This window comes from Parablautia muri, assembly GCF_009917485.1.
GTDB lineage: Bacteria > Bacillota > Clostridia > Lachnospirales > Lachnospiraceae > Suilimivivens > Suilimivivens muri.
The window spans coordinates 31,337-47,246 of record NZ_QZDT01000004.1; the positions used below are offsets into that span (position 1 = coordinate 31,337).

Sequence of the window (15,910 nt, forward strand, 5' to 3'; positions counted from 1 at the left end):
GATTTAGAGCGGCAGATTACCCTATAATGTAAAAAACGCGACAGGCCGGAATAAACTGCATATAAGCGGCCGGACTGCCCGAATGGTTACAAAAAAGTAAAATATACCGTATGGCGGTGGAACGGGAGGTAAGCAAATGAAAGAAACACTTTTAAAAACATTTGGAGAAGTATACGGAGACACAGAAGGGGTAAAAACATTTTTTGCGCCGGGCCGTGTCAATTTAATTGGGGAGCACACAGATTACAATGGCGGACACGTATTTCCCTGCGCGCTTACAATTGGAACTTACGGGGCGGCAAGGGTAAGAAAGGACAGAAAGCTTTGTTTCTATTCCATGAATTTTGAACATCTCGGCGTGATTGAGTCCGGTTTGGAAGACCTTAAGCCCGCAAAGGAGGCGGGGTGGACGAATTACCCGAAGGGCGTTATGTGGGCGTTTGAGGAGAAGGGCTATCAGATACCTTTTGGACTGGATATTCTTTTATGCGGAAATATACCGAACGGATCAGGCTTATCCTCCTCTGCTTCCGTGGAAGTGCTGACAGGCTATATTTTAAAAGAGTTCTTTGGATTTGATGTGAGCAATCAGGATTTGGCGCTTATAGGGCAGTTTTCAGAGAATAATTTTAATGGCGTAAATTGTGGCATTATGGACCAGTTTGCCATTGCCATGGGAAAAAAGGATCATGCTATTTTCTTAGATACAGCTGACTTATCCTACACCTATGCGCCTGTAAAGCTTGAGGGCATTAAGCTGGTGATTGCAAGCAGCAACAAAAAGAGAGGCCTTGGGGATTCTAAGTACAATGAGAGAAGAAGCGAATGCGAGATGGCACTTGCAGAGCTGAAAAAGGTGGTGGAGATTAACGGTCTTGGGGATCTGACGGAGGAGCAGTTTGAAGCAAACAAGTCAGCGATTAAGGATATTGTAAGGGCAAAGCGTGCAAAACATGCGGTTTATGAGAACCAGCGCACCATAAAAGCGGTAAGAGCCCTTGAGGCAAATGATATTGCACAGTTCGGCCAGCTGATGAATGAGTCTCACATATCCTTAAGGGATGATTATGAAGTGACAGGTGTGGAACTGGATACGCTGGTGGAAGAAGCCTGGAAAATAGACGGGGTCGTAGGTTCCCGTATGACAGGCGCCGGCTTTGGCGGATGCACGGTCAGTTTGGTAAAGGACGAAGCAATCGATACTTTTATCAATAAGGTTGGGGAGGCTTATCGGAGAAAGATTGGCTATAAAGCCGATTTTTATGTAGTTGAAGTAGGGGACGGCCCCTGTACTTTATAAGCTGGCGGACTCTCTTTTTGAATAAGAATCAGGGAATTGCGAAATGGTAAGCTGTGAGAATATTCTGACAGGTTAGGAGTTTCGCAATTACTTATAAACGATACCAAATAAGAATAGGGGAAAGATGTATGGCAATACAGGAAGATATCAGAAAATTAGTTGTATATGGGCAAAAAACAGGACTGGTTCCTGAGGAGGATAAAATTTATGTTACCAACCAGCTTCTTGCACTGTTTCAGTTAGACGAGCCTGAGGAAATAAGTGAGGATAAAGAGGCTGAAATTGAAAAAACAGATGTGGAGGATCTGGAGGGCATTCTTAAGGGCATGTTGGATTATGCATATGAGAACGGTATTTTGACAGAAAACGGTGTGGTATACAGGGATTTGCTGGATACCAAAATTATGAACATTTTAATGCCGCGTCCCTCGGAGGTGATCAGGACTTTTCAGGACTATTATAGCCAGGGCAGCAGGAAGGCTACGGATTATTATTATAAATTTAGTTGTGATTCCGATTATATCAGGCGTTACAGAATTAAGAAGGATGTAAAATGGGTGACCCAAACGGAGTATGGGGATTTGGATATTACGATTAATCTCTCCAAGCCGGAGAAGGATCCCAAGGCCATTGCGGCAGCCAGATTAGCCAAGCAGTCGGGTTATCCGAAGTGTCTGCTTTGTAAGGAAAATGAAGGATATGCCGGCCGGGTAAATCATCCTGCCAGAGATAACCACAGAATTATTCCCATCACCATTCAGGGGGATAAATGGGGGTTCCAGTATTCTCCTTATGTTTATTACAATGAGCATTGCATTGTTTTTAACGGGCAGCATATCCCTATGAAAATTGACAGGGGAGCCTTTCGCAAGCTGTTTGACTTCGTAAAATTATTCCCTCATTACTTTGTAGGCTCCAATGCGGATCTGCCTATTGTGGGCGGCTCTATTTTAAGCCACGACCATTTCCAGGGCGGCCATTATGAATTTGCCATGGCCAAGGCGCCTGTAGAGAGAAGCTTTACGGTAAAGGGCTTTGAGGATGTCAAGACAGGGGTTGTAAAATGGCCTATGTCTGTGATTCGTCTGCAGGCGGAGGATACGGAGCGGATTATCGAGCTGGCAGATAAAATTCTGAAAAAGTGGAGGGGCTACACGGACGAGGAGGCATTTGTTTTTGCCGAGACGGAAGGAGAGCCTCACAATACGATTACGCCAATTGCCCGCAAGCGGGGAGATGCTTTTGAACTGGATTTGGTGCTGAGAAATAACATTACCACGAAGGAGCATCCTTTGGGGGTATATCATCCTCATGCAAATTTACATCATATTAAGAAGGAAAACATCGGACTTATAGAGGTAATGGGCCTTGCAGTGCTTCCCGCCCGTTTAAGGGATGAGATAGATGGACTGAAGGAGGCTATGCTGGCAGGAAAGAATCTCAGGGAGGATGAGGCTTTAGAAAAGCATGCTGACTGGGTAGATGAATTTCAGAGCAAATATGAGAAGATAGATGCATCGAATATAGATGATATTCTGCGGCATGAAATTGGACTGGTATTTATGCAGGTACTGACGGATGCAGGTGTTTATAAACGCACGCCAGAAGGGCAGCAGGCATTTGATCGGTTTATAGCCGGCTTGAATGAGTAGTTATGAGCAAAGCTATGCTTTGTTAACAATCAGTTGACCCGCTGGAGCGAGGCAGCGTTTGTTGTGCACACATCATTCATTCTGAGTTGTGTTGTTGTGTTAAGGAAAAGAAGGAAAGTTAAAAAGAAAGTGGAAGGAAGACGAAATGCAGTTTTTGCTCACGGCTGTAAATGCCAAATATATACACTCTAATCCGGCAATTTACAGTCTGTGGGCTTATGCGGGAGATGAGCTACAGCCTTTTATCGGGCTGGCCGAGTACACGATTAATCAGCAGGCGGATGAGATTTTGGGGGATTTATACCGAAAGCATCCGGATGTGATTGGCTTTTCCTGTTATATCTGGAACTATAGTCTGATATGCGAGTTAATCAGGGAAATCCCTAAAGTGCTGCCTGATACGGATATTTGGCTGGGAGGGCCGGAGGTTTCTTTTGAGGCGAAAAAAATTCTGTCAGAATTCCCAATGGTGCGGGGAATCATGGCAGGAGAAGGAGAAGAAACCTTTCGGGATTTGCTGCTTTATTATGTGGGGAGCAAAAAACCGGGAGAAAAAATTGCAAAGGATTGTAAGTACGCTTGCTTTAGTGAGATTCCGGGGCTGATATTGCCGGAGGGCGTTGCGCCGGTAAGGGATTTGCCAAAGATAAACGAGCTGCCTTTTCCTTATAAGAAAGTTTTCCAATTTGAAAATTTTGATAACCGGATTATTTATTATGAAACGAGCAGGGGCTGTCCTTTCAGGTGCAGCTACTGTTTGTCTTCGATTGATAAAAGGGTACGTTTGCGGGATTTGGAGCAGGTAAAGCAGGAGCTGCAGTTTTTCCTGGACAAAAAGGTTTTGCAGGTGAAGCTGATAGATAGAACTTTTAATTGCAATTCCGCCCATGCTGTCAAGATATGGGAATATATATTAAAAAATGACAATAGCGTCACAAATTTTCATTTTGAAATTGCAGCTGACATTATAAACGAGGAAGAATTGTATCTGCTTGGTCAAATGCGTCCAGGACTGATTCAGCTTGAGATAGGGGTGCAGTCAACGAATCAGCTTACACTTAAGGAAATTAACCGTAGTACGGATTTAGCCCGCATTGCAGAGGTGACGGAGTGTATACGAAATTATCATAATATACATATACATTTAGATTTGATTGCAGGACTTCCTTTTGAGGATTTTGATAGCTTTCGGAAATCCTTTGATGATGTGTATGCTATGAAACCGCATCAGCTGCAATTGGGATTTTTAAAGGTATTGAAGGGGACCGGGATTTGTGAGAGGGCGGATGATTACGGCATTGTTTATCAGAGCAGGCCGCCTTATGAGGTGCTTTCTACCAAATGGATTTCTTATGGGGAAATCCTAAAGCTGAAGCAAATAGAGGAGATGGTTGAGCTTTATTATAATTCCAATCAGTTTACACATATCTTGTCTGTTTTGGTCAAAAGCTTTGAAGGAGCTTTTGAGATGTTTTGGCAGTTAGCTTCTTTTTATGAAGAAAAGGGATACTTTATCCATTCGCCGGCAAGAAGCAGCCGCTATCAAGTGCTTCTTGATTTTGTTCTTTGTAAGGTGCCGGAGAAGGAGGAATTGTTTCGGGAGCTTTTTACTTTTGATTATTATTTAAGGGAAAATGCAAAGAGCCGTCCTGCTTTTGGGGCAGACTTATCCCCTTATAGAGAATCCATATGGAGTTTTTATCAAAAGGAAGAAAGTAAACCGGAATTTTTGCAGGAGTATCGTAATTATCATGCCAGACAGACCATGAAAATGACACATATGGATGTATTTTTTTATCCGGTGTGGGAAAGAAATGTAGAACGGCTGGAAAGGTGGAACGAAGCCCCGGCGTTTGTCCTTTTCGATTATAAAAAAAGGGATGTGCTTACAGGGGAGGCGGCAACGCAGGTTGTATTTATTTAATGATCATGTGAACGGGTATGCAATAGTTTGATCGAAGTCTGAACAGTCACAAGCATATATTAAATTTGGGAGCCATATATTGTAGAGGACGTGAAATACAGGAGATACAATATATGGCTTCTGTTTTATCTAATATTTCTAATATAATTATACCGGTTCTTATTTTTTATATTATTGCCTATGGAGTGGTCAGCAAAACAAATGTGTATGAGGATTTTGTAAAAGGGGCAAAGGAAGGACTCAAAACGGTAGTTGGAATTATGCCAACTCTTGTGGCGCTTATGACTGCAGTTGGAATTTTGCGTGCTTCGGGATTTTTGACCTTTTTGGGGAATTTGGCGCGGCCTTTTAGTAATCGGCTGGGGTTTCCAGGGGAGTTGGTTCCGCTTGCATTTATTAAAATGTTTTCTTCGTCTGCGGCCACCGGTTTGGTGCTGGATATTTTTAAAAACTACGGGACAGACTCACGAATTGGATTGATTACCTCTATTATGATGAGCTGTACAGAGACTATTTTTTATACTATGAGTGTGTATTTTATTGCGGCTAAGGTGACAAAGACGAGATATACTTTAACAGGAGCCCTTTTGTCCACATTGGCAGGAATTATTGCAAGTGTGGTATTGGCGGGAATGATGTATGGGGGATAAATTAGGCGTACAAGGATTTTTATCTGATAAAAAATAAAATATAGATATAATAAATATTTTTTTGTTTTAACTATTGACTACAATATAAGACTGTAGTAGTATATTGACAATCTATACTACTACAGTCTTATATGCTATTATAATTATATCAATTATAATATAATAAGAAAATCTTGTTCAAAAATGGAAAAACCTTATAAGGCTACCAGATTGATTTGGGAGGAATAATTAAATGGATATTAAACTTTTTGATTCGGAACTGAAAGTCATGGATGTACTTTGGCGGGAGGGAGATTCTACGGCAAAACATATAGCGAATTTACTCACTGAGGAAGTAGGGTGGAATATTAATACTACTTATACATTAATTAAACGATGTATCAAGAAAGGTGCGATAAAGAGAACGGAACCGAATTTTATGTGTCATGCGCTGATTCCAAAGGAAAAAGTGCAGGAGGCGGAGACAGATGAACTGATTGACAAGATTTATGACGGCTCTGTGGACAAGCTTTTTTCTGCCTTGCTTGGCAGAAAGAAATTATCCAAGGCTCAGATTGAAAAGCTAAAACAGATTGTTGGCAGTTTGGAATGAGCTTTAAGCCTGTGTTTGAAGACCATTGAGATATAAAATAAATCTTCTTTTAATTTATGGTTTTCGATTATTTTTAATAAGTATTCATAGGATGAGTTTGTGATACAGGGGGTAATTATGCTTTCTTTTATAAATTTATTGAAAATGAGTTTTTCGGGCGCGGTCATTATTTTGGTGATTATTTTAATTCGGGCATTGTGCATGAATCGATTGCCTAAAAGAATTTTTTTGGCTTTGTGGATGATTGCGCTTTTTAGACTGCTGATTCCTTTATCAGTTTCATCGCCTTTTAGTATTTATTCTCTGGCACAGAGAAGTGAGGGGGGAGAGGATATTTTAAATGCAATGGAGGAAATGCCGGCAGGCGAGCTCGGCTTTTCGACTTATCAGAAACAGGAAAGCCAGGGAGAAAAGGAAAACATATTGACAGAGGATGTAGAAAATAAAAAGACGAACCTTGAAACCGTTTATACGGAAAGATATAGCGTATTGGAAGATATAGATGACAAAGGGGAATATGCCGGGGAGAAAGCAGATTTTTCAATTTTGGCGGCAGTATATTTAAGCGGCGTTGTGATATTCGCAGGCTTTTTCATAGGATCTTATGCAAAAAGCTGTAAGAAGTTTAGCCTTTCTATACCTGTTGATCAGGAAAAGGCGCAAAATTGGATCAATCTGCATTGTTTCAAACGCAGGATTTCCATGCGGCAAACAGAGTTTACACAGACACCACTTACTTACGGAATAATATCACCTGTTATATTAATGCCGAAAACCACAAACTGGAAAGATGAAAAACAGCTTGCGTATATTCTTGCCCATGAATTGATTCACATAAAAAGATTTGACGCTGTCACGAAAATAATTATGGTAGGAGCCCTATGTATTCATTGGTTTAATCCGATGGTATGGTTCATGTATAATTTGTTAAATCGTGATTTAGAGATTTCCTGTGACGAGGAAGTGATTCGCCAGTTTGGGGAAAAGACTAAGGCGTCCTACGCAAGGACACTTATCAGTATGGAGGAAAAGAGAAGCGGCTTGGTTCCTCTTTGGAATAGTTTTAGTAAAAATGCCATAGGCAAAAGTGCTATGGAAGAAAGGATTACAGCGATTATGAAAATGAAAAGGCCTTCCGTGATAGCAGTTTTTGGGGGAATGGTGTTGGTCTTCGTGACGGCGATTGCATTTGCTACTTCAGCAATTGCAGTTTCCGAAAAGGATTATTTGAAAAGGCTGCCCTTTGAAGACCTTAGCGATGATGAAAGCGATAAATTATTGGCGCTTTGGTTTGAAGGATATGCATCTATGACGGTAACGGATTTTCAGGAAAAGGCCTGGGAACTGACGGACACCAGAGCGTATATGGATTTAATAGAAGATTTTTCGAAGTCAGAGTATGCGATTCAGATGGAGGAAGGGAAAGAGGCTGATGCCTTAAATGAATATATGGATTATTTTTATCATGTATTTGAACCTTTAACTGCGGAAAGATGGCAGGTGAGAGCATTTAACGGTATTATAGTAACAGACTTAAAGCCGGAAAATCATGCACAGGTTTCCTGGGAATATATAATCAGTTTAAGGATTTTAAAGCCAGACGAATTAAAGGTAGGAGAATACCGGGATGCCCGCCTGTTTGCTGAGGAAGATATGAGAAGCTTTTTGCAGATCAGGAAGGAGGCGGAGCTGTCAGATGCGTCATATTTAGCGGAGGCTGCCAGAGAAACGGTAAATAAAATTGAGAGGGAGAGAAGTTCGGAAAAATTGGAAGTTTCCATTGAATATGTTTTGTTTCCATTAGAGGAGAGTTTGGAAGATGCCGTTAATGTACAAGTAAACGAACAGTGGGATGAGACGCTGGCCCCGTATCTGGAATTTGGCTTAACCTACGAATATACGCCCTCCAAAGATAATCCGGGAAATGGTTTAAGGATGTTCTGGGAAGGCGCGGAGGTGAGGGGAATTGTGGATGAAGAAAGGGGAATGTGGATTACGGAGCATACAGGTGATAGTATGTACTCTGAGGATGCGGTGGAGCTGTATGTTGTCTATGAAAAAGAAGGAAGAAGACCCCGAATATGTGGGAAAGCGTATGAATAAACAGTCAGAGAACGGGCTTGCATGGTGCACCCTGGATTACCGGTTTACGTATCATATTGAAGATAAAGACAAGTTAAAGGTAGAGGAACGTGATGAGTGCCTTAAAGGAATGGTGGAAGGTATTCAAAAGTTTTGGAAGGAAACCAGCCTGGGAACCCTTCTTCTCATGAATGAGGAGGATATAGCGGGAGAGCTAGAGTTTTTAGCAAAAAAATTCAGCAATGATTTATTGACGATTCAGATAGATGAAGATATGATTCATTATCAGTGTAAGGATGAAAGGGGATTTGATTTTTAAAGTAAAAAACAGGATGATAGGTTGAAAAATCAAAGATTTTTTAAATCAACAAATTTGTGCTTGCGTCCAAATTTGCGTGTGGTTGGCAAGTGAGGGATTTTTATGTATATAATTTATAGAAATAGAGAGGGTAAGACTGCGGTAAAGGTATTATCGCAGTCTTAATTTGTCGTTTAACCCCTGAAAATCAGAAGGCCCTGTCTCCAAAATAAACTGATGAAAACGCAAAAGACTGAAATCATCACCCCACAAATTTTGTGCTGTATCCTTTAAAGAAAGGAACTCGAGAAAACCAAGATAATATTTCAGGTAATTGACCGGCTCCTCCACAATATAATCGTAAATAGCGGATGCAGTCTGGGGGTCGGTAATGCCCACCTTCCGCAAAATGGCCTGTGCCTTTGGCAGGGTAGCTCCCTCATAATGAATTGCAATATCTAACATGGAGTAAAGACATAGCTGAATATTCCTGTTTAGACGGCAGGCTTCATACCAGGCGGCAGTTAAAGAGTCCGAAACCACTGACTGGGCATATTGATAAGACAAATTTTCCACATAAAAGGCCCAGCCCTCCACATAGCCGCCATAATGCAGCAGGTAACGGATGCAGGAGGTATTGTTTTGATTCATATAAAGCTGGCTGTAAACCGTCTGATAAAGATGGCCAGGATAACCTTCATGAGCTAAAGTGGTGTATAAAGTCAGTGCATCAGGCGAATTTTTATGGTTAATATAGATTATATTATTACGCATATCATCTATTGGGGGTGTCAGATAGTAGGCAGGGCTGCAATAATCTTCCATGGAGGGGGATACGCTTTTGATTGTATAATGAATATCTTCCGCTTCCTCCGATTGGGGAAAGGGCGGAAAATCAGCAGCCATGCGATTTTTTAGATCATCCAGCATTTCTACAGGCGTTATGTAGGGAAAGGTGGCATCACTATTTGTAAAGGCAGCTGCCAACTGCGGATATTGGCCAAGGAGTGAGGCCATAGCGGCAAAATTTTGCCGAAAATCTTCAAAAAGAAGGGTTTTTATTTCGGCAATGCTGCGTGAGGTGCCGGTGGTGGAGGCAAGGAGATACTCATAGTAAGCGCGGCCTTCTGGGAAATAGCACAATCCCTTGTCGTTTTGGCCGCTTCCCTGCAAAATAGTAAAGGCATCCGCTACCCTTTCATAGGCAGGCGCCATGACAGTGGTGAGCAGCCGGTCGTTTTCAGAGATCCACTTCATTTTTTGTTCCTGTGAAATGATACCCTCTTGTTCCAGGGTATTTAAGCGTTCTTCGAAGGTAGTATGGAGAAAATGGGCGCCGGAGGAAAGGGCATCTTTGTCCATAATAGAATAGCATTGCTCTATCACATCACCAGCGGCGGAGTCGGACATGAACAATCCATGTTCGGCTTTTTCTTTTTCATATTGGATAAGCCCGTCAAAGTAGGTGTCGGTTTGGTCTAATATATGCAGATAATCCTCAACATCCTTTGAGGAACGAAAAGTATAGTCGGCTAAAAGGATAGGAAGGCCGGACTGCATTCCTGAGGAAGGGGAAAGGGGCTCATCATAATAAGCGTAGGAGGAACCGGAGAGACGTAGTGTTAAATAACGATTTAATAATTTGTATGTATACGAGTCGTCCTCCTTTAAGCGGTCAGGAGATATTTTGGAGAGCTGGTTTAAGGTAGAGCGAATGTTTGACGCTCCATCATCTTCTTCTGATCTGGGTTGATAGGAAGACAAAGACGCCTCGCCTGCAAAGCCATATTTTTCGGGATAGGCCAATGTATAATGTAGATTTAATATATTTCCGGAAAGCTCTGAGTGAAATAAGTCTTCTGTCAATGTTTGAAAACGGCGACCATCGCTTGTAATAAAGCATGAAATTAAGATGAAGACAATAGCGAAAGCTGATAGGCCAAGGAAGAAAGAACGCCGCTTCCGGCTCCATTTTTTTATCTGCAACAAAGGGATGACCTCATAAAATTATTCATTTGATTATATGAGGTCCATGATTGAAAAATGATTTTTCATTAGAAATTCAAGAGGATCGAAATATTAACAAACACCGCCGTGTTTTACAAATCGACCTATAAGCATAAAAAATTGCCAAAAAGCTTACTTTTTGACATCTCTTTTATCGTTTACAGAATACCATAATTCGGGTCCCCTTTCAAGGTTTTTTTTTACAATTTGCACAATGATTAACGAAATGATTCACTCGTGCAAACCCCTCTTTTCCTTGTACCAAAAAATAAACTTTTTGATACGATCAGGGAGGTGGCACAGGTGGGGCACTCCAGGGAAAAATTAGATTTGCAGGGCCAAAAGTTTGGCCAGCTGACAGTGTTAGAGCCAGTGGAAAATATTAACGGGCGAACAGCATGGCTATGCCAGTGTGATTGCGGAAGAAAAACGGTAGTAAAAACCTATCACTTACGGTGTGGACATACAAAGAGTTGTGGCTGCCAAAGTGGTCCCGGAGGGCCAAGATATGCCTTGGGTTTGACCTATATAGACGGCACCTGCGTAGAAATGCTTGCCGCTAAGACAGTGCGCAGTAATAATACCAGTGGCGTACCCGGCGTAGACTGGCTGGTGTCAAAAGGACGATGGCGTGCAACTATTTGTTTTAAAGGTAAACGGCATTATTTGGGAAGCTACAGTTGTTTTGAAGATGCCGTTAAGGCACGAAGACAGGCGGAAAAAGAAATGCATGACAGGTTCGTAAGTGAATTTACAGATTAATAGACGCCATATCACCTGCGAGTTAGAAAATTTAAAAGTCTCTTAAATTAAGTCCGAATCATTTTCGGAACAACAACATCCTCTGCTGAAATCTGTAAAGTTGCCGTTTTTTAATTAAATAATGTTTTTCATTTTTTAAAGGAACAAAAAAGACTTCTATCTGAGTGAATTTTCGGCGCAAGATCCAAACAAATACCTCAAAGGAGGTCTTTTTATGGACGTTTTAAACACGGTAAGCTGAAAAAGCAACAGCCAGAGCAAAATGAATCTCGAGGATGGACTGACCGGCGTTCTTATGAAAGCAGAACTTCATGATAACGCCATGTATTGCAACAAGGGAGCGGACATTTTTGTACGCTTATCTGCCGGGAATAATAAAGGAAAGGGGTGGGGATCAAATGCTGTCACCGGATATTCCGCCTTGGAGATGCCCTGTCGTTATAAGCGTCCATAGCGGCAGGGGAGCGGATATGGGGACGCATTTGGCAAAACCGGAGAAATCCGGCGGCGCAAAGTTACGGGACTGGGACGGTGATCTGGCAGAGTGTCAGGACCGTTATGTTCGCCGGACTGCACCTGGCAAAACAGGAGAAATCCTGTGACGCAAAGGCAAGGGGCCTTCTTCGTACAAGTGAATGGCAGCCCGCCCGCCGGATGCTTTTAATCTTGTTAACTAAATGGAAAAGTATCTGAAAAAAGGAAGTGAAAATTATGAAAAGAAAAAAGAATTTATTTTTGCGCAGGCGTATTCTGGCAATATTCCTGGCAACAATTATGTGTTTAGGGGAATTTGGCATCACCGCTTTCGCAGAGGGGAGTGGTGAAAGCCCGGAAATCACCTTAGATAATGCAGAAACCGCGGACAATACGGAGAATGCAGGAAACGAAGAAACCGCAGATGATACGGAAACCGCGAACAATACGGATAATGTAGAGAACGAAGAAACCGCGGATGATACGGAAAATGCGGACAATACGGATAATGCAGAGAATGCAGGAAACGTAGAAAACACGGATGATACGGAAACCGCGGACAATACGGATAATGCAGAGAATGCAGGAAACGAAGAAACCGCGGATGATACGGAAAACGTGGACAATACGGATAATGCAGAAAACGTAGGAAACGTGGATGATACAGAAAACGCAGAGAATACGGATAATGCAGAAAACGTAGAAAACACGGATCAGCAGATCAGCTACGCCACACGGGAGGAATTGGAGGCGGCTTACAATGCGGTGGTCGATGTCATCGACAGCCAGGATAAAAGTGTCCTCAATGACGCAATTGACAACTACGTGAGCGTCTACAACCGCTTGTCCCCTGAGGATCAGGCCGAGATGAAGGATCAGTATGACAATGTTGTGTCTCTCCGTCCCGCTGACGCGGACAGCACTGCTGCGACATTGTTGGAGGGAAGTGGTGTTAAGGAAGAAGAAACAAAACTGGACGAAGGGAAAGCGCTTCTTGGGCAGTTCCGCAGTCTGTTGGATGCCATGGAGGCCTTTGTACTGACAGAGGAGAACCAGGAGGAGTACGCCGCTTTAGGTATGCAGGCGTCAGAGCTGCTGGAAGTGCTGCTGGAGAAATATTATGACTATCCGGGAATGGATGCCGACATGGCGCGTTTTCAGGCGTTGGCGGATAAGCAGACCGAAGGGACGGAAGAACTTGCACTTATTAGTAAAGAAAAGTTTACGGTCGATGTTGTGAAGGTAGTCAATGGTGAGGAGAAGGATAGAGTAACCCTAACTCAGCAGTGTCTGCAAAATACTGGGCATTCTGGCTACAACCACAGCACAAATTTACGTATTTTGGCGAATGCATCAGGGTTTAGTGGGTATAAAGGGTATAATTGGTCTCCATATACGACCGTTCCCAGCAAATATACTTCCGGACTGTGTCCAAACAATAACTATACAAGTGTTCATTACAATATAACAGGTAGCGCCCCTTATAGAGCGAACGAAACACTATTTCTGTTTTTTGATACTAGAAAAACTTTCACTCTGAAATATAACGCCAACAGAGGCAACGATGCTCCTCCCACGCAAACGGCAACGTCAACGGACGACAGCTATGACTTTACTATTTCCACCCAAGAGCCTACCAGAGATGGCTATGATTTCCTGGGCTGGTCTACAAACGCATTTGCAACGAGTGCCAGCTATACCGGTGGGGGAAATATAAACGTAAAAGATACAACAACCCTTTATGCCATATGGACGGAGAAAGATACAGATACAGAGTGTAAGTATAACTACAAGCTGACGTGGGATTACAGCGGTGGAGAAATGGACGGTAAGACAGAAAAAACCGAGTCCGTGACGGATTTAAGCAATGACTCCTATACCTTCGATGCTGGCAACACTCCCACAAGGGATGGATTTACGTTTGATGGCTGGACCTATACTCACGATGGGATTGGTGATGGCACATACAACGCCGGAAAGGTCAAAATGAACGGCGTGGCGGACGAAACCGTTTCCGGCACCTTGAAGGCGAAATGGGTGCCAGACAGTGGTATCACATACACCGTAACCTACTCCTGGGGTGGTCTGCCCGAAGAATCTGGTGTAACGCTGCCTGCCGAAGATACCTATGAGGCTGGCGTTCCAGTGACCTTGGATACGAATTACCCCGAAGGCAAGGAATTAACAGTCAATGGCAAAACCTACACTTTCACTGGTTGGAAAGTGCCGGATGATATCACTGTAGATGCCAGTGCTGGTGGGTTTACGATGCCTGATAAGGATGTGGTGATCACAGGCAAATGGGAAGAAAATTTGGATGATAATAACACCACCAACACCACCTCTTATCGGATCTTACGCGAGTACCGTATCAACGGGCAGACGGTAGATACAATTGATGAAGGAGAAAGAGACGGCAGCATCGGAAGTGAAATTGATGGCCAAACGATTGCGAGTGGTAACTCCGGCTGGGTGAATTATGGGGGGCGCATGTTTGTTTATAGCGGAAGCAATCCCGGCACCCTTACGCTGGTGGAAGACAAGAATCTGAATGTTATCAAATTGATTTACGTTTACAACGATAGTAATGAAAATCCGAACCCGGATCCGAACCCAAATCCAAATCCAGATCCGGATCCGACCCCGTCCTCGAACCCAACCCCTCCTGAACGGAGAAATGACACTTCTGAACAGAGAGATGATACTCCTGAACAGGGAGATGATGATACTCCTGAACAGGTTCCTGATGAGGAGCAGCCCGGAACGAATGTGGATATAGAAGTTGTCTTCACGACTCCTGCAGCTCCTATGGTCAACAGGGTGATAGAATTAGTTGAAATTTCGAATGAAGAGGTTCCCTTGGCAAATGTGCCGAGTGCAGCGGCAGAGGGACTGACAGATATTTTTGATGAGGAAGTTCCCTTGTCGAATGTACCGAAGACAGGCGATAATTTCCTGACATGGCTGCTTTCTGCTTTGGGCTCCGCAGCGGGCTTAGTTCTGTTGGCTCTAAAAGGCAGAAAACGCAAAGGTACAGCTGCATAAAAGGCTCTGCTGATGCGGTAGTCTTAATGGAACAATGACAGCTTTAACACAACACGGCGCGGCCCGACTTTTGGGCCGCGTCTTTTCATGTACGGGGGAGCAAAAGGAAAGCAGCTGCCTTAAGAGGCAAACGACTACGATCAACAGAAAGGGGTTTGGAAGATGAAAAAGAAACTATATCTGCTAATGACGGTATCACTTATACTGGCTTTGTCCATCAGTATAACCGTTGTTGGCGTCAAAATGCTTGACTATCGCAGCGGGGCTGAGGATTATTTTGACGCACAGCTGGCGGCGGGTCTTGCCAGTATACCTGAGAAGCCAGAGGAGGGAGGGACGGAGGAAATCGATTATTGGGCGGAAGCGCTGGCGGGCACGGACCTGGATTCTCTGCGGAGAGTAAATGAAGAAGTAGTGGGCTGGATTGCCATTCCCGGGACAGAGATTTCCTACCCGCTTCTGCAGACAGAGGATAATGAATATTATTTAAACCACACCTGGAACCGGGACAAAAGCTCTGTGGGCTCTATTTTCATGGAATGCCAGATAAAACCTGACCTGCATAGTTTTAATACCATCCTCTACGGACACAAAATGCGCAATGGTTCCATGTTCGGCAGCTTAAGCAATTATGAAAGCGCCGATTACTACAGGGAGCATCCCAGTATTTATCTGGTCACGGACGGCGGCGTCTACCGGTACGATATTTTCGCGGCTCATGAAGTAAAGATCCGCTCGATCGTATACCGCATCAACATCAACACGCGCAAAAGAAGGAACGACTTTATTGATTTCTGCCTGGAAAACTCTGTCATTGATACAGGTATTATCCCTACTGTTGAAGACAAAATACTGACCCTCTCCACCTGCACGGGGAACGGGCATGCCACTCGCTGGGTTGTCCAGGGCGTCTTATATGATCAAAACGATTTTTAGGGCAGGAGAATTGAAGGAAGGTGTGGGCGGAACGGTTGTCGTGGAGCGGAACAATTACGGTTTGTCCTGAGACTTATAAAAAGTCCATAGTGGATATTGCACTATAATTATTTTGTTGAATGTACCAAAATATATAACGATAAACCGAATGAAAGTTGGCAAAAAGCATAGAAGAATCGCATAATAAA

At 43.2% G+C, this 15,910-nt stretch carries 12 protein-coding genes and 1 riboswitch; of the genes, 11 read left to right on the forward strand and 1 reads right to left on the reverse strand.

Features of this window, described 5'->3' with window-relative positions; translation table 11 throughout:
* Window positions 1-136 precede the first annotated feature (136 nt).
* From D5281_RS04160 to D5281_RS04190, 7 genes are all read left to right on the forward strand, one after another.
* Window positions 137-1,300, forward strand: a complete 1,164-nt coding sequence (locus tag D5281_RS04160) for a galactokinase (RefSeq protein WP_160558890.1) — start codon at window positions 137-139, stop codon at window positions 1,298-1,300.
* Between the two features lie 128 nt (window positions 1,301-1,428).
* The gene (gene galT / locus D5281_RS04165; RefSeq protein ID WP_160558891.1) at window positions 1,429-2,952 is read left to right on the forward strand and encodes a UDP-glucose--hexose-1-phosphate uridylyltransferase; all 1,524 of its coding nucleotides are present in this window, start codon (window positions 1,429-1,431) and stop codon (window positions 2,950-2,952) included.
* A 145-nt stretch (window positions 2,953-3,097) separates the two neighbouring features.
* Window positions 3,098-4,876 carry a B12-binding domain-containing radical SAM protein gene (locus tag D5281_RS04170; RefSeq protein ID WP_160558892.1) on the forward strand — a complete coding sequence of 593 codons (1,779 nt, stop codon included), beginning with the start codon at window positions 3,098-3,100 and terminating at the stop codon, window positions 4,874-4,876.
* A gap of 113 nt (window positions 4,877-4,989) precedes the next feature.
* Window positions 4,990-5,526, forward strand: a complete 537-nt coding sequence (locus D5281_RS04175) for a spore maturation protein (protein ID WP_160558893.1) — start codon at window positions 4,990-4,992, stop codon at window positions 5,524-5,526.
* 232 nt (window positions 5,527-5,758) lie between these two features.
* The gene (locus tag D5281_RS04180; protein WP_160558894.1) at window positions 5,759-6,118 is read left to right on the forward strand and encodes a BlaI/MecI/CopY family transcriptional regulator; all 360 of its coding nucleotides are present in this window, start codon (window positions 5,759-5,761) and stop codon (window positions 6,116-6,118) included.
* 117 nt (window positions 6,119-6,235) lie between these two features.
* Complete coding sequence (locus D5281_RS04185) at window positions 6,236-8,221, forward strand: M56 family metallopeptidase (RefSeq protein ID WP_160558895.1); 1,986 nt, start codon at window positions 6,236-6,238, stop codon at window positions 8,219-8,221.
* Window positions 8,172-8,519, forward strand: coding sequence for a hypothetical protein (locus tag D5281_RS04190; protein WP_160558896.1), 348 nt, complete (start codon window positions 8,172-8,174; stop codon window positions 8,517-8,519). The genes D5281_RS04185 and D5281_RS04190 overlap by 50 nt, the downstream gene beginning before the upstream one ends.
* A gap of 150 nt (window positions 8,520-8,669) precedes the next feature.
* On the opposite strand, the gene D5281_RS04195 is transcribed toward D5281_RS04190, so the two are convergent.
* Entirely contained in the window at window positions 8,670-10,487 is a 1,818-nt protein-coding gene (locus D5281_RS04195; RefSeq protein WP_160558897.1) for a DUF885 domain-containing protein, read from the reverse strand.
* Between the two features lie 321 nt (window positions 10,488-10,808).
* On the opposite strand from D5281_RS04195, the gene D5281_RS26470 reads away from it, so the two are divergent.
* The 4 genes from D5281_RS26470 to srtB all read left to right on the forward strand — a co-directional run bounded on the left by D5281_RS26470 (window position 10,809) and on the right by srtB (window position 15,722).
* Window positions 10,809-11,267 carry an AP2 domain-containing protein gene (locus D5281_RS26470; protein ID WP_160558898.1) on the forward strand — a complete coding sequence of 153 codons (459 nt, stop codon included), beginning with the start codon at window positions 10,809-10,811 and terminating at the stop codon, window positions 11,265-11,267.
* 311 nt (window positions 11,268-11,578) lie between these two features.
* Window positions 11,579-11,869, forward strand: a complete 291-nt coding sequence (locus D5281_RS04205) for a hypothetical protein (protein ID WP_160558899.1) — start codon at window positions 11,579-11,581, stop codon at window positions 11,867-11,869.
* Window positions 11,836-11,922: riboswitch (cyclic di-GMP riboswitch) on the forward strand. Its footprint overlaps the gene before it by 34 nt.
* A 56-nt stretch (window positions 11,923-11,978) precedes the next feature.
* Window positions 11,979-14,786, forward strand: a complete 2,808-nt coding sequence (locus D5281_RS04210; protein ID WP_160558900.1) for a doubled motif LPXTG anchor domain-containing protein — start codon at window positions 11,979-11,981, stop codon at window positions 14,784-14,786.
* Between the two features lie 162 nt (window positions 14,787-14,948).
* Window positions 14,949-15,722 (forward strand): class B sortase, encoded by a 774-nt coding sequence (srtB, locus tag D5281_RS04215; RefSeq protein ID WP_160558901.1) that lies wholly within the window; start codon window positions 14,949-14,951, stop codon window positions 15,720-15,722.
* Window positions 15,723-15,910 lie beyond the last annotated feature (188 nt).

Excerpts from the sequence above, each read along its gene's own strand:
- srtB (WP_160558901.1), top strand. The coding sequence starts at position 14,949 with ATGAAAAAGAAACTATATCTGCTAATGACGGTATCACTTATACTGGCT.
- D5281_RS04180 (WP_160558894.1), top strand. The coding sequence starts at position 5,759 with ATGGATATTAAACTTTTTGATTCGGAACTGAAAGTCATGGATGTACTT.
- D5281_RS04205 (WP_160558899.1), top strand. The coding sequence starts at position 11,579 with ATGATAACGCCATGTATTGCAACAAGGGAGCGGACATTTTTGTACGCT.
- D5281_RS04160 (WP_160558890.1), top strand. The coding sequence starts at position 137 with ATGAAAGAAACACTTTTAAAAACATTTGGAGAAGTATACGGAGACACA.
- D5281_RS04210 (WP_160558900.1), top strand. The coding sequence starts at position 11,979 with ATGAAAAGAAAAAAGAATTTATTTTTGCGCAGGCGTATTCTGGCAATA.
- galT (WP_160558891.1), top strand. The coding sequence starts at position 1,429 with ATGGCAATACAGGAAGATATCAGAAAATTAGTTGTATATGGGCAAAAA.
- D5281_RS04175 (WP_160558893.1), top strand. The coding sequence starts at position 4,990 with ATGGCTTCTGTTTTATCTAATATTTCTAATATAATTATACCGGTTCTT.
- D5281_RS04185 (WP_160558895.1), top strand. The coding sequence starts at position 6,236 with ATGCTTTCTTTTATAAATTTATTGAAAATGAGTTTTTCGGGCGCGGTC.
- D5281_RS04170 (WP_160558892.1), top strand. The coding sequence starts at position 3,098 with ATGCAGTTTTTGCTCACGGCTGTAAATGCCAAATATATACACTCTAAT.
- D5281_RS04190 (WP_160558896.1), top strand. The coding sequence starts at position 8,172 with ATGAAAAAGAAGGAAGAAGACCCCGAATATGTGGGAAAGCGTATGAAT.